16 protein-coding genes and 1 pseudogene are annotated in these 20163 nt (G+C 74.9%); 5 read left to right on the forward strand and 12 right to left on the reverse strand.

Annotation, left to right across the window (positions count from 1 at the left end; genetic code table 11):
• Positions 1–165: 165 nt before the first annotated feature.
• From ACWGH1_RS32795 to ACWGH1_RS32805, 3 genes and pseudogenes are all read left to right on the forward strand, one after another.
• A pseudogene (locus tag ACWGH1_RS32795) lies at positions 166–582 on the forward strand (alpha/beta fold hydrolase); the annotation flags it as partial.
• Between the two features lie 22 nt (positions 583–604).
• A complete protein-coding gene (locus tag ACWGH1_RS32800) occupies positions 605–748 on the forward strand; it encodes an alpha/beta fold hydrolase (RefSeq protein ID WP_453409274.1) in 144 nt (47 codons plus the stop codon).
• 149 nt (positions 749–897) lie between these two features.
• Entirely contained in the window at positions 898–2880 is a 1983-nt protein-coding gene (locus ACWGH1_RS32805; protein WP_453409264.1) for an amino acid transporter, read from the forward strand.
• A 27-nt stretch (positions 2881–2907) separates the two neighbouring features.
• Here the strand turns inward: ACWGH1_RS32805 and ACWGH1_RS32810 are convergent, their stop codons facing one another.
• Complete coding sequence (locus ACWGH1_RS32810; RefSeq protein ID WP_453409265.1) at positions 2908–3498, reverse strand: helix-turn-helix domain-containing protein; 591 nt, start codon at positions 3496–3498, stop codon at positions 2908–2910.
• 161 nt (positions 3499–3659) lie between these two features.
• On the opposite strand from ACWGH1_RS32810, the gene ACWGH1_RS32815 reads away from it, so the two are divergent.
• Together ACWGH1_RS32815 and ACWGH1_RS32820 are read left to right on the forward strand one after the other, a co-directional pair.
• Positions 3660–3875 carry a hypothetical protein gene (locus ACWGH1_RS32815; protein WP_453409266.1) on the forward strand — a complete coding sequence of 72 codons (216 nt, stop codon included), beginning with the start codon at positions 3660–3662 and terminating at the stop codon, positions 3873–3875.
• 215 nt (positions 3876–4090) lie between these two features.
• Complete coding sequence (locus ACWGH1_RS32820) at positions 4091–5056, forward strand: NADP-dependent oxidoreductase (RefSeq protein ID WP_453356373.1); 966 nt, start codon at positions 4091–4093, stop codon at positions 5054–5056.
• Positions 5057–5199: 143 nt separating this feature from the next.
• On the opposite strand, the gene ACWGH1_RS32825 is transcribed toward ACWGH1_RS32820, so the two are convergent.
• The 11 genes from ACWGH1_RS32825 to ACWGH1_RS32875 all read right to left on the reverse strand — a co-directional run bounded on the left by ACWGH1_RS32825 (position 5200) and on the right by ACWGH1_RS32875 (position 20136).
• Complete coding sequence (locus ACWGH1_RS32825; RefSeq protein ID WP_453409267.1) at positions 5200–5517, reverse strand: hypothetical protein; 318 nt, start codon at positions 5515–5517, stop codon at positions 5200–5202.
• 59 nt (positions 5518–5576) lie between these two features.
• On the reverse strand, positions 5577–6104 hold the full coding sequence (locus tag ACWGH1_RS32830) for an SMI1/KNR4 family protein (protein WP_453356375.1): 528 nt from the start codon (positions 6102–6104) through the stop codon (positions 5577–5579).
• A gap of 41 nt (positions 6105–6145) precedes the next feature.
• The gene (locus ACWGH1_RS32835; protein WP_453356376.1) at positions 6146–6862 is read right to left on the reverse strand and encodes a 4'-phosphopantetheinyl transferase family protein; all 717 of its coding nucleotides are present in this window, start codon (positions 6860–6862) and stop codon (positions 6146–6148) included.
• Positions 6863–6875: 13 nt separating this feature from the next.
• Positions 6876–8138 (reverse strand): MFS transporter, encoded by a 1263-nt coding sequence (locus ACWGH1_RS32840; RefSeq protein ID WP_453356377.1) that lies wholly within the window; start codon positions 8136–8138, stop codon positions 6876–6878.
• A gap of 61 nt (positions 8139–8199) precedes the next feature.
• Positions 8200–8538: a hypothetical protein gene (locus ACWGH1_RS32845; protein ID WP_453409268.1), complete on the reverse strand. Its 339-nt coding sequence runs from the start codon at positions 8536–8538 to the stop codon at positions 8200–8202.
• Entirely contained in the window at positions 8535–9914 is a 1380-nt protein-coding gene (locus ACWGH1_RS32850; RefSeq protein WP_453356790.1) for a glutamate synthase-related protein, read from the reverse strand. Before ACWGH1_RS32850 ends, ACWGH1_RS32845 begins: the two co-directional genes overlap by 4 nt.
• Positions 9911–10894, reverse strand: a complete 984-nt coding sequence (locus ACWGH1_RS32855) for an asparagine synthetase A (protein WP_453356791.1) — start codon at positions 10892–10894, stop codon at positions 9911–9913. Before ACWGH1_RS32855 ends, ACWGH1_RS32850 begins: the two co-directional genes overlap by 4 nt.
• Positions 10895–10950: 56 nt before the next feature.
• Positions 10951–12273 carry a methylaspartate mutase gene (locus ACWGH1_RS32860; protein ID WP_453409269.1) on the reverse strand — a complete coding sequence of 441 codons (1323 nt, stop codon included), beginning with the start codon at positions 12271–12273 and terminating at the stop codon, positions 10951–10953.
• On the reverse strand, positions 12270–12713 hold the full coding sequence (locus ACWGH1_RS32865; protein ID WP_453409272.1) for a cobalamin B12-binding domain-containing protein: 444 nt from the start codon (positions 12711–12713) through the stop codon (positions 12270–12272). Before ACWGH1_RS32865 ends, ACWGH1_RS32860 begins: the two co-directional genes overlap by 4 nt.
• Before the next feature lie 170 nt (positions 12714–12883).
• The gene (locus ACWGH1_RS32870) at positions 12884–13090 is read right to left on the reverse strand and encodes an MbtH family protein (protein ID WP_453356000.1); all 207 of its coding nucleotides are present in this window, start codon (positions 13088–13090) and stop codon (positions 12884–12886) included.
• Complete coding sequence (locus ACWGH1_RS32875) at positions 13087–20136, reverse strand: amino acid adenylation domain-containing protein (protein WP_453409270.1); 7050 nt, start codon at positions 20134–20136, stop codon at positions 13087–13089. Before ACWGH1_RS32875 ends, ACWGH1_RS32870 begins: the two co-directional genes overlap by 4 nt.
• Positions 20137–20163: the final 27 nt, after the last annotated feature.

Raw genomic sequence — 20163 nt, forward strand, 5'->3', positions numbered from 1 at the left:
CCGAAGACAGGGTGGTTTATCGCCAGACGGCGGGAGCCGGGTCAACCGTCGGCGGCCCCGCGCCCCTGCCGGACCCCTCCGGCAGGGGCGCGGGCCGTTTCAGCGGGTCGCCTCATCCACGGGTTCCCGCTCGACGGGCAGTCCTGGGAGCGGCAGAGCGCCGCGCTGCTCGACGCGGGCTACCGCGTCATCACCTACGACCGCCGCGGTTTCGGCCGGTCCGGCCGGACCACGACCGGCTTCGACTACGACACCTTCGCGGCCGACCTCCACAGCGTGATGGAGACCCTCGACCTGCGCGACGCGGTCCTCGTCGGCTTCTCCACGGGCACCGGCGAGGTCGCCCGCTACGTCGCCGCCCACGGCACCGGCCGGGTCACCAAGGCCGCCTTCCTGGCCTCGCTGGAGCCCTGCCTGCTCAAGAGCGAGGACAACCCCGACGGCGTCGCGCCCGAGGAGTTCTTCGACGGCGTCGTCGCGGCCGTCAAGGCGGACCGGTACGCCTACTACACCCGCGCCGTCGACCTGGTACACCGACTTCCGGGCCGACATACCCGCCGTCGACGTCCCGGCCCTGATCCTGCACGGCACGGCCGACCGGATCATGCCGGCGGAGGGAACGGCGCGCCCGTTCCACCGGGCGCTGCCGTCCGCCGACTACGTGGAGATCGAGGGCGCCCCCCACGGCCTGCTGTGGACCCACGCGGAGGAGGTCAACGCGGCGCTCCTCGCCTTCCGGGTGAAGTGACCCCCCGTCCCTCCCCGCTCCCGGCCCACCGGGCCGCCCCCGCCCGGTGCGCCGCGGACGGCAGGCCGCATACTCGGTGATCGTCGCGCAGGCGTGACCGCGACGGCGGCCGCGCCCCGCGCTCCGGGCCGGAAGGATTGATGGGGGACATGAAGGAAATGAACGAACTGGCCGTGCCGGAAGTGGTGGACAGTCCCGCCCTGCGGCCACAGCCGGCCGGAGGCCTGGCGCAGTGGCTGCTGCGGCACCGGGTGCAGCCGGTCGGGCCGGCGGCCGGCGAGGGGCACAACGAGCCGCACGCCTGGTGGAAGGTGATGTGCCTGACCGGCGTCGACTACTTCTCCAGCCTGGCCTACGTACCGGCGATCGCCGCGCTCGCGGCCGGTGCGGTCTCGCCGCTGGCCACGCTGGTGCTCGTCGCACTGACCTTGCTCGGCATGCTGCCGATGTACCGCAGGGTGACCAAGGAGAGCCCGCACGGCGCCGGCTCGGTGGCGATGCTGGAGGACCTGCTGCCCTTCTGGCGGGGCAAGCTGTTCGTGCTGGTCCTGCTGGGTTTCGTCGCCACCTCGTGGGTCATCACGATCACCTTGTCGGCGGCGGACGCTTCCGTGCACGTCGTGGAGAACCCGTTCTTCCCCCAAGCCCTGCACGGCCACGAAGTGGCCATCACGGTGGCGATGCTGCTGCTCCTCGGCGGCGTGTTCCTGCTCGGCTTCAGCGAAGCGGTCAGCGTCGCCATCCCGTTGGTCGCGGTCTTCCTGCTCCTCAACGCGGTGACCATCGCCGTCGGAGTGGCCGACGTGTTCACCACCCCGGGCGCCTGGTCGGCGTGGACGGACGCCCTCGCCGCGGGCGGAGGCGGTCTCGGCGACCTGGTGGGACCGGCGCTGCTGGCGTTCCCCCTGCTCGTGCTCGGCCTGTCGGGGTTCGAGACCGGGGTCAGCATGATGCCGCTCGTGGCCGCCGAGGGCGCCGATCCCGAGGAGCGGCTGCGGTCCCGGATCCGCAACACCCGCAAGCTCCTGACCACCGCCGCGCTCGTGATGAGCGTCTACCTGCTGGCGGCGAGCTTCGTCACCACGGTCCTCGTCCCCCACAAGGAGTTCGAGCCCGGCGGCGCGGCGAACGGCCGCGCGCTGGCCTGGCTCGCCCATGAACACGTCGGGGAGGCCTTCGGCACCGTCTACGACATCAGCACCATCCTGATCCTCTGGTTCGCGGGCGCATCGGCCATGGCGGGCCTGATCAACATCGTGCCCCGCTACCTGCCGGACTACGGGATGGCCCCCGAATGGGGACGTGCGGTGCGGCCCGTCGTGCTGGTCTACACCGTCCTGTGCGTCGGCATCACCATCGCCTTCGACGCCGACGTCAACGCCCAGGCCGGCGCCTACGCCACCGGCATCCTCGCCATGATGGTCTCCGGCGCCTTCGCCGTCACCGTCTCGGCCCTGCGCCGCCGCCGGCCGGCCGCGACCGCGGGCTTCGCCACCCTGACCGCGGTCCTGCTCTACGCGCTCGTCGCCAACATCGTCGACAAGCCCGACGGCATCACCATCTCGGGGATGTTCATCGCCGGCATCATCGTCGTGTCCCTGATCTCCCGCGTCTCGCGCACCACCGAACTGCGGGCCGACCGGATCGTCTTCGACGACGCGGCGCGCGGGTTCATCACCGACACCCTCTCCTACGACAACGCCATCAACATCATCGCCAACCGCCGCGAGACGGGGGACCGGGCCGAGTACGCCGGCAAGGAGCGCGAACAGCGCGGCAGCAACCCGGTCCCCGGACCGGCCGACGTCCTGTTCCTGGAGATCGACGTCGTCGACCCCTCCGACTTCAGCGAAACCCTCACCGTGCGCGGCGTGGAGGTCGACGGGTACCGGATCCTGCGCGCCGAGGCACCGGCCGCGCCGAACGCCATCGCCGCGGTCCTCCTCGCCCTGCGCGACACGACCGGAGTCAGGCCGCACTGCTACTTCGCCTGGGCGGAAGGCAGCCCGCTGCGGCACATGTTCCGCTACTTCCTGCTCGGCCGGGGCGACACCGCGCCCGTCACCCGCGAGATCATCCGCAAGCACGAGCCCTGCCCCGAGCGGCGCCCGGGCATCCACGTGGGCGACTGAGGAAACCGGCGGGACCGGCCCGCCGGCCTACCGGCCCGCCGCTGCGGCGGGGCGGCCTCCCCGGGCCGCCGGCCGCAGCGGCGCCAGATCCGTGCGCACGCGCTGCCAGTCGCTCGGCGAGACGCCGTACGCCTCGCGGAACGCCCGGCTGAAGTGCGCCGGGTTGGCGAAGCCGCAGTGCTGGGCGACCGTCGCCACCTTCGGCGGGCCGCCGCCCGCGCCCACGCCGCGGAGCCGGCGCCGGGCCTCCTGGAGGCGGCGGCGGCGGATCCAGCGCCCGACGGTGGTGCCTCCGTCCGCGAACAGCTCGTGCAGCCGGCGCACCGAGATGAAATGGGCGGCCGCGATCGCCTGCGGGCACAGCGCCGGATCGCCCAGGCGCGCGTTGACGTACCAGCGGATGTCGTTCATGAACTCCCGGTCCCCGTCGCCGGGGCCGCCCTGCGACAGCTCCTCCACCACCGCCCCCAGCAGGTCCGCCAGGTGCCCGCCGAGGCGCCCGACCGCTGCCGGGTACGTACCGGGCTGCGCGGCGACGGTCCGTACGAGCGGGCCCAGCAGGGCGCCGATGCCCCGGCCCGCGGGGGCTCTGCACGCTCGCGGCCTCTCGGCCCCCACACCCTCCGGCAGGTCGGGTCCAAGCGCAACGGACGTATCCGACCCATCCGGGGCGAGGCCCGGGCCGTGCCCGGCGCTTGCGGGCGCCATCGCAGGGGCATGTCCCCTACGTCCGGCGGCGGAGGCCGCTCCACGGACGGGATGTGAGAGGAAGGGCACCTGTGACCGACACCAGTTCCCTGGAACCCGTGGCGACGTTCTGCGGCAAGTGCGACTGCGGCTGCCCGCAGTTGTTCGTCGACGACGCCGCACCCGCCGAGCGGCGCATCGTCATCACCGACGACTTCGGGCAGCGCGTGGAGATGAGCGCCGACCAGCTGGGCTCCCTGATCGAGGACGCGAAGGCGGGCAAACTCGACGCCGCCGCCCTGGCCTGACGGCCGCGGGGGGGGGCGACCCCGAGTGGGGTGCGGGCGGCATCCGGTCCTGCCCGGATCCCGGCCGCCCGGCTCGTCCGGCCGGCCCCGGAGGCCCGGTCGGGTGACCGCCGGACGGCGGCAGGCGGGTGCTCGGCGCCCGCCGGGTGGCATAGATCCCGGCGGAGGCGGCCGGGCCGTCCGCCGTGCCGCCCTGACCCCGGGAGGAACCCGCCATGTACGCATTCGCCGTCGAAGCCTTCGGTGAGCCGCCCGCCCTGCGGGAGCTGCCCGTGCCGGAGCCGGGGCCGGGCGAGGTGCTGATCAAGGTGCGGGCCGCTTCGGTCAACCCCATCGACTGGAAGATCGCCTCGGGTCAGTTCGCCCGCCCCGGTGTCGCCTTCACCTTCCCGCTGGTCCTCGGGTTCGACGTGGCCGGCCAGGTCACCGCCGCCGGTGCCGGGGCCCCCTTCGAGGTCGGCGCGGAGGTCTTCGGCATGCGCCGCCCGGCGACCGTCGCCGGGCACCCGTACGGCTCGTACGCCTGGTACATGACCGCCTCCGCCGAGACCGCCGCGCTGGCCGACCGCCCGGAGGGCCTGGACGTCCTCTCGGCGGCGGCGCTCCCCATGACCGGCGGCACCGCGCTCGCCCTCACCCGATGGCTGGACCCCCGGGAGGGCGAGACCCTGCTGGTGGTCGGGGCGGCCGGGGGCGTCGGATCCTTCGCGGTGCAACTCGCCGCGGCCCGCGGGGCGCGGGTCATCGCGGTCGCCGCCGCCGGGGACCACGCCTACGTCCGCGACCTCGGCGCCGCCGAGACCGTCGACTACCACACCGTCGACGTCGCGCGCGCCGTCCGCGCGGCCCACCCGGGCGGCGTCGACGCCGCGCTCGACCTGGTGGACGGCCGGGACGACGTGGCCGGCCGGATCGCCCCGCTGGTGCGCGACGGCGGCCGGCTGGCCAGCACGATCTTCGCCGCCGACCCGGACGCCCTGGCGGCCCTGGGCGTGCGCGCCGTCAACTTCGACTACGACGCCACCGCCGGGGACATGGCGGAACTGGCCCGGCTGGTCACCTCGGGCCGGCTCCGGGTGGCCGAGACGACCACGTACCCGTTCTCCGCCATGGGCGAGGTCTACGCCGCCTCCACGGCCGGGCACGTACGGGGGAAGCTCACCGTCAGCACCGAGGAGTAGGACAGCCCCAAGGACTGTCCCGTGAGCCCCGGCGGGTCAGCGCGCGGCGTCCGATTCGGTGCACGGCCCCGGCCGCCGCGGGGCCGCAACGGCACTGCTTTGCAGCCCCCTGGCCCGCGGCCGGCGGATCCGGCGGCCCGCCCTCACACGCGGCGCCAGCGCGGGCGGCCGTCCGCGGGCAGCGGGTCGGGCGCCGGCTCGGCGCCGCGCAGGTGCAGGTCCCGGACCGTGGCCGCGGTCTCGCGCTGGAAGTGCTCCCAGGAGATCAGCCGCAGCCAGGTCGGATCGGGCCGGTTGGGCACCGTGGCGCCGCGCGCCGCCCACTCCCGGGCGAGTTCGTCGAACAGCGGGGCGGACCCGGCGGCGTGCGACGGCTGGCGGGGCACGAACAGGCTGCGGACGCCGTCGTCCGCAGCCCGGTGCCGCGCCGTGGTGGTGAGCGTGGATCGCGTCGTCGTCATGCCTGCGAAAACGATTCACCCGCCCACCGGACACGCCCGCCCCCCGGGGCGGCCGGTCCTCAGCGGCAGAGGGCCTCGATGTCCTGCGGGTACGTCGGGAACTCGGCCCGCGCGCCGAGCACGATCTCGTCGGCCGGGCGGCACGGCGTGGTCGCGTACCGCCCGGCGAGCGAGGCCATGGCCGGATCCGGACGGCCCGAGTAGTCCTCGTACTCCACCGCCTCCAGCGGCCCGACACCGTCCGCCAGGACCCACAGGAAGTCGGACAGGCTCCCGGCGACGACGCCGCACGCCCCCTCCGAACCCAGGAACACCACGGGCTGCTCCATGAGGGGCCGCCCGGCCCGGACGCACCACAGGGCGGCGTGCCCGCCCGAGCCGTCCTGGCCGAAGACCCGGTAGGCGGCACCGTCCACGGCGGGGTTGCCCGTCCAGCTCCGCAGCCAGGCGCTGGTCTCCTCGGCGGAGTCGAAGGCGCCGTAGGGCTCGAAGTCGATCCCGTTGCCCTCGTCGTAGTCGAACTCCGCCTCCGCCACCTCGGCCAGGGCGGGCGGGAAGCTCCGGTCGTCGTCAGTCGTCGCGATCACCGGTGCAGGGTAACCGCCCCCTCCGACAGGGCGGTTTCCGGTCACGGATCCCGCAGGGCCACCGCGGCGCAGTGGCCCTCCGGGACCAGGGCGTCGGTCAGGGACCACCCCGGGAGGCGGGCCGGGGCGGGGCCCGTACCCACGTAGTCCGCCGCCGGATTCTCCGACAGGCCCACCCCGAGCCCCTTGAGGTACGCCTCCTTGCGGGTCCACACCCGGGTGAAGGCCAGCGAGCGCTCCCCCGCCGGGAGGGCGGCGAGCTCCGCCGCCTCCCTCGGGTGCAGGACGTCGGCCGTCTCCGCGATCGACTGCGGCAGGACCAGCTCCTCCACGTCCACCCCGACCGGGGCGGTCGCGAAGGCCAGCAGGCTGATCCCCGTGCAGTGGGAGAGGGAGAAGTGCAGGGCCCCGCCCGGCAGCACCGGCCGCCCGTGCGGCTCGTCGCAGTGCGTGCAGGGCGCCCGCTCCACGACCACCTCCCGCGCCGGCATGCCGAGGTAGGCGCCGAGCAGCCGGCGCAGCGCCACGTGGGCGCAGACGTAGCTGTCGCGGTCCTCCGCCCGGACGAACTCGGCCGCGCGGGCCAGCTCCTGGGCGTCCAGGGTGCCGGGCGCGTGCCGGGCCGCGTGCACCCGGTAGGCGGTGGTGTCCACGAGCCACAGCTGCGGACTCGCCGCCACCAGCACGGCCCCGGCCGGTCCCGGTCCCGGGACGGACAGCGGTGTCGGCACGAGCAGTTGAGCAGTGCCCGGTTCCATGGCAGGAGCCTCCTCATACGGCCGCGGGGACGGGGAGCCGCACCGGCGCGGGCTCCGCTTCCTTCGCGGGGTGCCGCAGTGCCAGGACGGCCGCGAGCGGCGAGACGAACGCGATGGCCCCGCACAGCAGCCAGGTGGTCTGGACGCCGAGGGCCAGGGAGAGCGAACTGAACACGGCGATGGAGATCGGGGCGGTGCCGATCCCGGCGAGGGAGAGCGTCGACATCGCGGCTCCCATCCGCTCCTCGGGGGCGGACTGCTGGTACAGCGTGACGATGGCAGGCCCGTTCAGGCCGGACAGCAGGCCGACCCCGGCGGCGACCGCGGTGAGCGAGACCACGGACGGCATGAGGGCCATCACCAGGATGCCTGCGGCCAGTCCCGCACCGGTGACCACGAGCCGTACGAACATCGGGATCCGGTGCGCCATGGCCGCGCCCACCGCGCTGGAGCCGAGGGCGCCCACGCTGAACGCCGCCAGGACCACCCCCACCGCGCTGACGCCCCAACCGCGCTCGGAGACCAGCAGGGGCAGCGCCACTTCGGCCGGCCAGCTGAACGCCATGTCCAGGCACAGGGCGGCCACGAACATCCAGCGCAGCCGGGGGTGGCGGGCCAGCAGCCGGAACCCGTCACCGGAGCGCTTGACCAGCGAGACGCCCGGCTCGGGCGCGGGCCGCACGAAGCCGTGCGTGACGTGCAGCAGGCAGCCGAGCCAGACGGCGCCGGTGACCGCTCCGACCAGCATCGCCAGCCACAGCTCCCCGACGGTGATCAGGAACGCGCCGGCCGGGGCGCCGAGGACCGGCGCGACCCGCAGCACCATGGAGTAGAGGGAGTTGGCCCGGGCGAGCTGGTCACCGCGGGCGAACATCGGCAGCAGTACCCCGGAGGCGGGACCGGCGAGGCCCAGCAGGATCCCCTCGACGAGGGCGATCACCACCAGGGGCCACAGCTGGTGGGTCGTCGCGGTGACGACCGCCCCGGCGCCGAGCACCGCGACGCGGGCGGAGGTGGTCCGCAGCAGGACGAAGCGCGGGCCGAGGGTGTCGGCGACCGCGCCGCCGAAGATCAGCATCAGGGCCCGGGGGACGGTGGCGGCCAGCGTCAGCAGGGTGACCGCGCCGGTGCCGCCGAGCTGGACGGCGGTCCAGTTCATGGCGATGAGCAGGGCGAAGCTGCCGAGCTGGACGGCGGCCTGGCCGCCGACCAGGGAGCTCACCCGGCCCCACTGGACCGTGGGGGCCGCGGCGGGCGTCTGTACGGGGGTTTCCATGGTGAACCTGTTCTCGGTGAGGGGCGGGTGTGCGGTACGGGACTACGTGGGCGGGGCCGGGTCAGCGCGCGCGCCGCAGGGCTGCGGCGACGGCGCGCTCGGCCGCCCGGGCCAGATCGGCGGCGCGGGGCGGCCCGCCGGGGCTGTGCAGGGCGAGGTGGCCGCCGAGGTGGCCGAGCCCCGCCCGGGCCAGCGCGCGAGAGGCGGCGGCGCCGGCCGCGCCGGCGCCGGCCGCGGGGGCGACCGTGACCCCGGGGAGGTCCGAGAGCCGGAACCGGGCGCGTACGAGGCGGGGTCCGCGCCCGCCCGGGCGGCCGCAGCGGGGCCGGGCCGCGTCCGCGGCCCGGGCGCAGGGCCGCGGACGTACCCGGGATCCGCCCCCGGGCCGGGGGGCCGTCATGACCGTCCCCGGGCCGGGGCCGCGGACTCGGCGGCCGGGGGAGCGGCGGCTCCGGCAGCGGGGCCTTCCCGGCCCGGCGCCCCAACCGACGCGGCCCACGGTGCCGTTGCCGGCGCTTCGGGCGCCGGTGCTCCGGGTTCCGGGGCGCCGGGCGACCACAGGTCCTCCGGGCCCAGGTCGGCGGCCCGGTACTTGCCGACCGCGCTCACCAGCAGCCGGGTCTCCAGGGCCAGCGCGTGCGCCAGCCGCACCAGCCCCTCCCGCGGATCCTCGTCCACCGCGAGCAGCGCCGCCCGGCCCAGGCCCACGGCCGTCGCGCCGAGCGCGAGCGCCCGCACGGCCCGGCCGCCCTCCCAGATCCGGCCCGTGGCGAGCAGGTCCCCGGCCGGGGTGCCGATCCGGCGCAGGCACTCCCCGAGCGGCAGGCCGACCTGGTCGAGGAAGACCCGGGGGGCCCAGCCGGTGCCGCCCTCGGCGCCGTCCACCGTCACCGCGTCCGCACCCGCCGCCCAGGCGGTGGCCGCGGCCCGCGCGATGTCCCGGCCCGGATGGAACTTCACCCAGGTGCGGGCCAGCGGGAAGTTGTTCCGCATGAACCGCAGCTGCTGGCGGACGATCTCCTCCGTGAAGGTCCCCGGGGTCGCGCACCGCAGCAGCCGCGCGTCGTCACCCAGCACGTTCCGCACGCCGAACCGCCCGGCCAGCCGCTCGCCCTCGCCGGCGCCGACCACCGTCATCCCGCCCAGACCGGGCTTCGCCCCCTGGCCGACCTTCAGTTCGAAGCCGAGCCGGCCCGAGTCCCGCAGCGCCCGCGTCCCCGGGTCGCTGTACAGGAGGTTCCACACCTCCGAGTCGGCGTCCTCGGTGGACTGCTGCACCACCACGCCCCCGACCCCGTCCGGGACGCCGTCCGCGTACGCCGCGATCCGCTCCAGCAGCGCCGAGCGCACGCCGTCGCCGCCGCGCGCGTACCCGTGCACCGGCACCATGTTCTCGCCGATCACCATCGGGATGCCGAGCCGTGCGGCCTGCCGGCCCGCCGCCACTCCGAGGTCTCCGCTGCCCGCCCGGGTGGACCCGAACGCCGAGAGGTAGAGCGGGAGTTCGGCGGCGAAACCGCCGACGGAGGTGCGCAGGTCCACGTCCTCGTACGAGGGCTCGCGGCCCAGCTCGATCAGCTTCTCCAGCCGCCGCGGCATGAACACCGGCGGCACCAGCCGCAGTTCGTCCAGCCCGTCGCGGGCCCCCGCCGCCCCGGCCCCGTAGAGCTGCGCACCGTAGGAGTCCGCGGCCGGGAACACCTCGGCCGTGCCCGCCCGGGCCCGGGCCCGGACCGCCCGCTCGGGGAAGCCCGCCGCGCCCAGTGCCCCGCTCACGGGGCGATCACCCCCGGGAGCTTCGGGTAGGCGCTGACCTGCCACAGGGCGTCGAGTCCGGTCAGGAAGCGGACCAGCCGCTGGAGGCCCATGCCGAAGCCGGCGCTGGCCTCGATGCCCTCGCGGGCGAGCTCCAGGTACCAGGCGTACTTCGCCGGGTTCTCACCGCTCTCCCGCATCCGGGTGACGATCGTCGCGTACTCGCACTCGCGCTCGCTGCCGCTGACCAGCTCCCCGTAGCCGCCGTGGGCGATCAGGTCGAAGTTGCGCAGCACGCCGGGGCGTTCGGGATCCTCGCGGTCGTAGAAGCCGCGCGAGCCCTTGGGATAGTCGTTGATGAAGAACGGCCGGTCCGCCTCCAGCGAGAGCACCTTCTCGCCCGCCCAGTCGATCTCCGCGTCCGGGCTCTGCGGGTGGCCCCGGCCGAGCAGGCGGGCCACCGCCTCCTCGTGACTGCAGGAGTCGAACTTGCCCTGCCGGAGCTCGGCGAAGTCCAGCTCGTCGCGGCCCAGTGCACCGAGCACCTCCGGCACCGCCCGCCACACGTGGTCGACCACGTGCGTCAGCAGCCCCGTCGCGATCTCCTGTACGTCGTGACGCGTGGCGCCGGCCATTTCCACGTCGATCTGGTGGAACTCCACCAGGTGGCGTCCGGTGGTCGCGGTCTCCGGCGGCTCCACGCGCACGTTCGGGGCGATGTAGAACAGCCGCGGGAAGCCCCGCAGCGAGGCCTGCTTGTAGAGGATGGCGCTGGTCATCAGCTTGTACGGCTCGCCGTAGTAGTCGACGTCCAGGGCCTTGGCGCCCCGGCCGCCCGGGTCCGTGACCGGGCCGACCAGCGGCGGCAGCAGTTCCACGAAGCCCAGCCCGCGCAGGAACGAGCGCGCCGCGTACAGGGCTTCCTGCTGCACCAGCATCGCGGAGCGCAGCTGGGGCGAGCGCAGGTGCTCACCGAGCGGGGGAGGGGTCTGCAGTTCCATGTCGACTCCTGTCGATAGCGGTGTGCGTCTGGGTGTCGGAGGGCGGTAGGGGCCGTTCACGCGGCGGCCCCGTCCGCGTCGTAGCGCCGGGCCAGCCCGTGGACGGCCGCGAGCAGTCCGTCCGAGGTCATCGGTGTGCGGCCGCCGGGCCGGCCGTCGGGTGCGACCGGCATCGAGCCGACCGCGGACCACCGCAGCCGTCCGTCCGGGTCGATGAAACTGCGCGAGCGGCCCGCGTTGTCCGGGTGCAGGCAGTACGGGACGTCCAGTACGCCGCGTGCGAAGGCGGTGCGCAGCGAGCGCCCGAGGTCCGCGCCGAACTCCAGCACGGCTTCCACGAAGGCCCGCGCCTCCCGGTAGACCTCGCTGTCCGCCGGGTCGCCCGTGCGGGCCGGCCGCTCGGTCAGCGCGGCGGTCGCCGCGGCCGTCTCCAGCGCCCGGACGTTCTCCTGCACGGTCGGGATCCGGTGCGCCTCCGCGGCGGTCTTCACGATCAGGCGCTGGGCGCCGGCGCGGACGGCCAGTCGCGCCGAAGCCTCCAGCAGCCGGGTGGCTCCGCGGGCGGTGTGCGGGAACACCCCCATGTAGGTGTAGAGGACGACGTGCCGGTCCACGCCGGGCGGCAGGAACTCCTCGGCCAGCCGGGCCAGGGCGCGCACCGCCTCGGTGTCCTGGCCGGGATCGGTCTGCTGCGCGTAGCTGAGGGAGACGGACCGGATGCCGTGCTGGGCGAAGAACATGCCCTCCAGCAGGCTCAGCGCCACCAGCAGCCCGGGCGGGCAGAGCTGGCCGAGCATGCAGCCGCCGAAACTCTCCAGGTGCGGCGTCCGCGGGGGCGGTGCCAGGGCCGCGAGCAGTTCGCAGCAGCGGGCCCAGTTGTCCACGGACTCGGCGAGCGGGGTCCGCCCGTAGGGCAGGCAGTAGGAGACCGGCCCGCCCTCGGTGGCGTCGAGCCCGGCGGCGGCGAGCGCGCGGACGATGGCTTCGGGACGGGAGGAGCCGTGCCGGACCTGGACGGGGAAGCCGGCGTCCAGGACCCCGTCGAGGAGGGCGCGGGTCTGCTCGGTGCGGTGGGTGGCGATCGGGTAGCCGTTGAGCGCGGTGCCCTCGGCCAGGGCGGCGCGGGCGGCGCCGTGGGCGCCGACCCGGGTGTAGCTGTCGATGGTGAGGGTGCCGACGGTGGTGGCGACGGCGGCCTTGGTCCGCTCCAGCCCGTCCCGCATCCGGCGGGGCTCGCCGAAACCCATCCGGGGCTGTACGACGAGCTGCCCGGCGGCGGCGCAGGCGCCGACGAAGGCGCCGAACGAGGCGGTGCCGCCGTCCGGGACGGTGGGGAACAGGGCGGCCACGTTCGGCGCGGCGAGCGTGGCGGCGGTCATGCGACGGCCTGCCCGCCGGCGCCTGCGCCCACGCGCACCGCGGCCGGGGAGTCGGCCAGGGAGTCCAGGTAGCCGCGCAGCCGGCCGGCGTCGCCGTCGTCGAAGACGGCGTCGACGCCCGCGTCGAGCAGCCGGGCCCGCCGACGGGGGTCGGCCCCGCCCGCGACGCCGAGCTTTCCGCCGATGACGAAGGGCACCGTCAGCCCGGCTCCGCGCAGGGCCCGGACGGCGCCGAGGCCGTCCCGGTAGCCGTGCCCGTTGACGCTGCTGACCACGACGAGGTCCGGCTCGCGCTCCGCGCAGACGCCGGCCAGCAGCTCGTCCGGTACGCACGGGCCCAGGTTGTGGACCCGGTGCCCGAGCTCCTCCAGGAAGAGCTGGAGGTAGACGAGATTCCAGGTGTGGGAATCGGATGCCGTACCCGTCAGCAGGATGTTCATATTCCGTCGTCGCATACGAGAAATATAGAAAGCGCCCGAGCGGCCGAGGGGAAGTTCCTGCGGCAGTATGGAGGAATTCCCGGAGGTAATGCGGAGCCGCGGTACGCGGAGAAGCCGCGCCCCGGCGGGACACGGCTTCTCATTTACGGCACTGCGTCAGGGACGCTGCTTCACGAATACTGGGCGACCAGGCTCTTGGGTCGGATGTCCGTCCAGTTCTGCTCCACGTACGCGAGCGCGTCCGCCCGCGTACCTTCGCCCCACACCACGTCCCAGCCTGCGGGAACGTCGGCGAAGACGGGCCACAGCGCATGCTGGCCCTCGGCGTTGGCCACGACGCGGAAAGTGCCCTCGGTGTCGTCGAACGGGTTGGTCATGACAGACTCCTCAATTTCTCGGAAAGGATACGGCCGATCAATGCGAGCGGTTCAGGTTCGCCCATTCTGGTGTGCGGAACCCCGATCACGTGATTCTCCACGCGGCCCTCGACATACGGAATCCAGTGCTGCGCGAGATTGTTTTCCGTCTCCCCGTCCTCGATGGCCGCCAGGAAGAGCAGGTCCGTGGCGACCGGGCGCGGGGCGTACAGGTTCATGATTTCGGCGTGGTTGACGGAAGCGCCGATCACCGACCGGATCTCCGCGTCGGAGAAGGCCCCGAGCACCGGGTCCTTCAGCCGGACCAGGCCGATCAGCGCGTCGACGTCGAAGGGCGCGTCCGCCGGCTCGTCCGAGGCGTCCCCGACGAGCATGTCCCGCTTCTGCGCCGGCGTCATCCGGCGCCGCACCGGTTCGGTGGGCAGCAGGTGGACGTCCATCATGGCGAGCAGGTCGGTGCGTTCGCCCAGCTCGGCCAGCCGGACGGCGAGCGCGTGCGCGACGGTCCCGCCGAAGGACCAGCCGAGGAAGCGGTACGGGCCGTGCGGCTGGACCTCCCGGATCAGCGGCAGGTAGTCCTCGACCATCTCCTCCACCGACTCGGGGGAGTGGCCCAGCTCGCTCAGCGCCCGCGCCTGGATCGCGTACAGCGGCTGGTCCGGGCCGAGGTGCCGGGTGAGGCCGGCGTAGGGCCAGCCCACCCCAGTACCGGGGTGGATGCAGAACAACGGGGCCCGCGAGCCCCGGGGGTTGAGGGGCAGCAGCACCCCCATCGGGTCGAATCCGGTGGGCTCGTCGCCCAGCAGCCCGGCCACGGTCGGCGTCCGGAACAGGTCGCGGACCCCGCGTTCCAGGCCCAGAACCGTGCGCATCCGGCTGACCAGGCGCACCGCGAGCAGCGAATGGCCGCCCAGGCCGAAGAAGTTGTCGTCGATGCCGACCCCCTCGACGCCCAGGACCTCGGCGAACAGCCCGCACAGGACCTCCTCGCGCGGGGTGCGCGCGGGCCGACCCGAGGGGCGTGCGGCCGGGGCGGGCGCCGGGAGGGCCCTGCGGTCGGGTTTGCCGTTGACGGTCAGCGGGATGGCGTCGAGCAGGACGGCCGCCGACGGCACCATGTGCTCCGGGAGTTCGTCCGCCGCCCAGCGCAGCAGCCCGGCCTCGGTGAGGGTGTGGCCGGCGCGCGCGACCGCGTACGCGACGAGCCGCTTGCCGCCGGGGCCGTCCTCGAACACCACCACGGCGACCTGTCCCACCCCCGGGTGCCGGGCCAGGGTCTCCTCGATCTCGCCCGGTTCGATGCGGAAGCCGCGCAGCTTGATCTGGCCGTCGGCCCGCCCGATGAACCGCAGTTCACCGTCCGCGGTCCAGTGCACCAGGTCTCCCGTGCGGTACATCCGGCCGCCGTCGCCGCCGAACGGGTCGGCGACGAACCGCTCCGCCGTCAGCCCGGGCCGGCCGATGTAGCCGCGGGCCACCTGGGTCCCCGCGATGTACATCTCCCCGGCGACCCCGGGAGGTACCGGACGTAGCCGCTCGTCCAGGACGTGGATCCGGGTGTTGTCGAGCGCCGCACCCAGGTACACCCCGTGCAGGGTGCGCTGCGCCGTCGGGAAGCGCTGCTGGTGCGAGGCGAAGGTCGTCTCCGTCGGACCGTACGAGTGGACCAGCACGGTCTCGGGGCAGTGGGTCAGAACCCGCTGGAGGGCGCTGGGCGAGGCCACGTCGCCGCCCGTCCACACCTCGCGGAGGAGCTTGAGGGTGTCCAGGCCCTCGTCGGCCATGATGTGGAACAGGCCCATCGTGAAGTAAGCGGCGGTGACGCCGTGGGTGCGGACGGTGTGGTCGAGCTCGGCGACGTCGGTCCCGTCGCCCGGGGCGATGACGAGCTGTCCGCCGCCCAGCAGCGGCACCCACAGCTCGTAGGTGGAGGCGTCGAACCCAATCGCCGAATGGACCAGCATCCGGCGGTGGTTGTCGAGGTTCCAGCACCGGTCGGTGACCAGTTCGACCACGTTGCGGTGGGTGACGCCGACGCCCTTGGGCCGGCCGGTGGAGCCGGACGTGAACATCACGTACATCAGGGCGTCCTCGCCGACCTCGATGCCCGGATCGCAGGCGTCCGGCTCGCGGTCGAGGCCGTCGACGGCCAGGACCTCCACCCCCGCGGCACGTTCCTGCTCCACCGCCCGGTGGCCGAGGTGCGCCTCCTGCGTCAGCAGGACCGCCGCCGCCACGTCCTGCGTGATCATCCGAACCCGGGCCTCGGGCAGCCGCGGGTCCAGCGGCACGTACGCGGCCCCGCACTTGAGCACCGCCAGCGCCGCCACCAGCAGGTGCGGGGTGCGGTCCAGCAGGACGGCGACCGCCCCGTCGCGGGCCACGCCCGCCCCGATCAGGCGATGGGCCAGCGCGTTGGCGCGGGAGTCCAGTTCGGCGTAGCTGAGGGTCTCCTCGCCGTACGAGAGCGCGATCCGGTCGGGGGTGCGCCGGGCCTGCGCCGCGAACCGCTCGTGCACCAGCCCGCACCCGACCCGCGGGGTCGCCGTGTCGTTGTACTCGGTGACCAGCCGGAACTCCTCCTCGGCGGTCAACAGCCGGACGTCACCGATCCGCTGCTCCGGGTCCTCGGCCACCGCCCGCAGGGTGCGGGCCAGCTGCGCCGCCAGCAGGGCCGCCGTCCCCTCGTCGTAGAGGTCCGTCGCGTACTCCAGTACGCCGGTCAGCCCGCCCGGCGCCCCGTCCCCGCCCCGGAGCTCCCGCAGGGACACCGTGAGGTCGAACTTGGTGAACCCGGAGGCGGTGCCCAGCGGGGTCCCGGCCAGCGCGGCCCCGGGCGGCGCCTGCGCTTCGGCCGGCTGGACCTGGACGATCGCTTGCACGAGCGGATGGTGCGCGGTGGAGCGCACCGGGTTGAGCCGTTCCACCACCAGGTCGAAGGGCACGTCCTGGTGGGCATAGGCGGCCAGGTCGGTGTCGCGGACCCGGCGCAGCAGCTCGGAGAAGCGCGGGTCGCCGGAGGTGTCGCAGCGCAGCACGAGGGTGTTGACGAAGAAGCCGACCAGATCGCTCAGGGCCTCGTCGTCCCGGCCCGCGGTCACCGTGCCCAGCGGCAGGTCGGTGCCCGCCCCGTGCCGGGTCAGCAGGGCCGCGAAGGCGGCCTGCACCACCGTGAACAGCGTGGTCCCGTGCTCCAGGGCGAGCTGCTCCAGCCGGGCGTGGGTCGCGGCGTCCAGGTCCAGGGCAGTGGCCGCGCCGCGGTGCGAGGCGTCGGCCGGCCGGGTCCGGGAGGAGGTCAGCTCCAAGACCGGCGGCGCGTCGCCGAGGGCCTGCTCCCAGTACGCGAGGTGGCCGGCGGCGGCCTCCCCGGCCAAGGCGGCGCGCTCCCACAGCGTGTAGTCGGCGTACTGCACCGGCAGCGGCTGCCAGGCCGGGGCGTCGCCGGCCAGCCGGGCCTCGTAGGCGGCGGCCAGGTCGGCCAGCAGCGGGCCCGTGGACCAGCCGTCGGCCGCGATGTGGTGGACGAGCAGGACCAGGACCTGGGCGGAGCCCGTGCTGATCAGCGAGGCCCGGAAAGGGAGTTCGGCGGCGAGGTCGAAGACGTGCCCGGCCGCCGCGTCCACGGCGGGGTCGAGCCCGCCCGGTCCGGCGGTGACCAGGTCCAGCACCGGCCGGGCCGCGTCCACGACCCGCTGGTACGGCTGCCCGTCCACGGCCGGGTACACGGTGCGCAGCACCTCGTGCCGCCCGGCGACATCGGCGAGCGCCTCGGCCAGCACCGCCGGATCCAGCGGCCGCTCCAGCCGCAGCGCGAAGGGGATGGTGTACGAGCGGCTCGGCCCCTCCAACTGGTCCACGAACCACAGCCTGCGCTGCGCGTACGACAGCGGCACCAGATCGGGCCGCTCCTGCGGCGGTACGGGGACCAGCGCCGGCCGCCCGGCGGGCGCGGCCTCGCGCAGCAGGCGCACCGCCAGCTCGGCGGGGGTCGGGGCGAGGAACAGGTCCCGGATGCGGGCCTCGACGCCGAGCGTGGCCCGGATGCGGTTGACCAGGCGCACCCCCATCATCGAGTGCCCGCCCACCGAGAAGAAGTTCTCGTCGGGGCCCACCCGGCCGAGCCCGATCACCTCGGCGAACAGCGTGCACAGCAGTTCCGTGGCGGCCCGGTCCCCGGCCGGGGCGGCCGGGGCCGGCTCCAGGGCGCGGGCCCGCGCGAGCTGCTCCCGGCGTTCCGCCAGACCCCGGCCCTCCTCCTCGGTGAGCAGCGCGGGCGCGGCGTCGCCGGTCGGGCCGCCGGGGTCCTGCGCCGCCCGGGACAGGGCCCGCAGGAACACGTCCAGCAGCAGCTGGGCGGTCGGGGCGTCGAAGAGGTCCGCCGCGTACTGCCACCAGACCTCCAGCCCGCCGTCCGCGAGCTCCACGCACGAGGCGCTGAGGTCGAACTTGGCCGCCTCCAGGCCGGGTTCGACGAACCGTCCGGTCAGGCCGCCGCCGAGGGCCAGGTCCGGGCCGCCCTCCTCCTGCACGGTCAGCATCACCTGGAAGAACGGGTTCACGGCCAGGCCGCGTTCCGGGTTGAGGTGCTCCACCAGCAGGTCGAAGGGCAGCTCCTGGTGGGCGTAGGCCGCGAGGTCCGCGTCGCGGGCCCGGTCCACGAGCTCCGCGTACGGGGCGCCGCCGCCGACGTCGGTGCGCAGGACCAGCGTGTTGACGAAGAAGCCGACCAGGTCGGAGAGGGCCTCGTCGCCTCGACCGGCCACGGGGGTGCCGACGGCGACGTCCGTACCGGCCCCGACGGCGGCCAGGGCCAGGGCGAGCGCCGGCTGGAGGGCCATCAGCATGCTGGCCCCGCGGTCCTCCGCGAGCGCTGTCAGCCGCCGGTGCGCGGCCGCGTCCAGCCGGGCCACCAAGGTGGCGCCGGCGCCGGTCGGCTCGGCGGGCCGGGGCCGGTCGGCGGGCAGGTCGAGCACGGTGGGCATGCCGTCGAGCGCGGCCCGCCAGTGGTCCAGCAACGGGGCCGGGTCGGTCAGGAGTTCCTGTTGCCACAGCGTGTAGTCGGCGTACTGCACCGGCAGCGGCTCCCACTGCGGCGCGCCGCCGGCCAGCCGGGCCTCGTACGCCTGCCCGAGGTCGCGCAGCAGTGGCGGGACCGACCAGCCGTCGGTGGCGATGTGGTGGGTCAGCAGCGCGAGGGTCGCGGAGCCGTCCCCGGGCACGAACAGCCGGGCCCGCAGCGGCAGCTGGGCGGAGAGGTCGAAGGTACCGGCGGTGAACCCGGCGATCAGGGAGGCCAGTTCCGCCGGCGCGCAGTCCCGTACGGTCAGCGGCACCTCGGGCGGCGCCAGGACGTGCTGGTAGGGCTCGGAGTCCACGGCCGGGTACACGGTGCGCAGCACCTCGTGCCGCTCCACCACGTCGGCGAGGGCCGCCGCCAGCGCCCGGTGGTCGGGGACGGTGTCCAGCCGCAGGACGAGCGGCAGGTTGTAGGTGGCCGACGGGCCTTCCAGACCGGCCAGGAACCACAGCCGCCGCTGGGCGAAGGACAGCGGCACCCGGTGCTCGGCGGGCAGGACCACGCCGTCGAAGACGCGGTCCGCGCCGCTGTCGTCCACCGGCGTCCTGAGCAGCTTGCGGTCGATCTTCCCGGAGGAGGTCCGGGGGAGGGACTCGACCAGATGCACGGCGGCGGGCACGGCCGCCGCCGGGAGTTCGGCCCGTGTCCGGGAGCGCAGCGCGGCGGCGCTCACCCCGGCGTCGGCGACCACGAACGCCACCAGCCGCTTCACGCCGTCGGGCGTCTCCTGCGGTACGACGGCCGCCTCGCGCACGCCCGGGTGGGCGGTCAGGACCGACTCCACGGACGCCGGGTCCACCCGGTGCCCGTTGATCTTCACTTCGTCGTCGGCGCGGCCCTGGAACCCGAGCTGTCCGTCCTCCTCCCGTACGTGGATCAGGTCGCCGGTCCGGTAGGCCCGCTGCCCCTCCAGCGCGGTGAACCTGGTGGCGGTCAGCTCGGGCCGGCCCAGGTAGCCGTGCGCCAGCGCGCCGCCCAGCAGCCACAGTTCGCCGTCGACGACCGCCGCCCGGACTCCCGGCAGCGGCAGGCCGATCGGCACCGGGCCGCCCGCGTACCGGGACAGGTCGGCTACGGTCGCCACGACGGTCGCCTCGGTGGGCCCGTAGGTGTTCAGCAGCCGCACCCGGTCCGGGTCCACGGTCCGGCACCACTGCGCGACCCGCTCGGGCAGCGCGGCCTCGCCGCCGATGATCACCGTACGGAGCGTCGGCGGCAGTTCGGCGACACCGGTGGCGAGGGCGTGGGCCAGTTCGTGCCAGTACGCGGTGGGCAGGTCGAGGACGGTGATGCCGTGCGCCGCGCAGCCGGCCAGCAGCCCGGGGACGTCGAGCATGTCCTCGTCGCGCAGGACCAGTGTGCCCCCGGCGCCGAGGGTGAGGAAGACCTCCTCGACGCTCGCGTCGAAGTGCAGCGGCGCGAACTGCAGTACCCGGTCCCCGGCGGTGATCCCGTACCGGACGGTGGCCCCCGCGGCGAAGTGGGCCAGGGCCGCGCGTCCGATGACGACGCCGTTGGGCGTGCCGGTGGAGCCCGAGGTGTAGATCACGTAGGCGGCGTCCTCGGCCACGCCCGGGCCGGGGAGCACGAACTCGCCCTCTGCGGGCCGCACTTCGGCACCGGCGCAGTCGGCGAGGATCGAGGCGTTACGGGCGGCCGGCGCGCCCGGGTCCAGCGGCAGGTACGCCGCCCCCGTCCGCAGGGCCGCCAGCAGTCCCACCACCGCGTCGACGCCCCGGGGCCGGTGCACGGCCACCAGCCGGCCCGGACCCGCGCCCGCGGCCGCCAGCTCGTCGGCGCGGAAGGCCACCGCCAGGGCGAGCTGCCCGTAGGTCAACCGGCGCTCGCCGTGCACCAGCGCGACGCGCTCGGCGTCCTGGGCGGCGATCCGGTCGAGCACACCGGGTGCGGGGGCGATCGCCGGTCCGCCGTCCAGGACGGCGGAGGCGGTGGGGGCGGTCGAGGGCATCGCGGGGCCTCCAGGCGAGGGGAAGGG

The sequence above is a fragment of the Streptomyces sp. NPDC054883 genome, assembly GCF_053610645.1.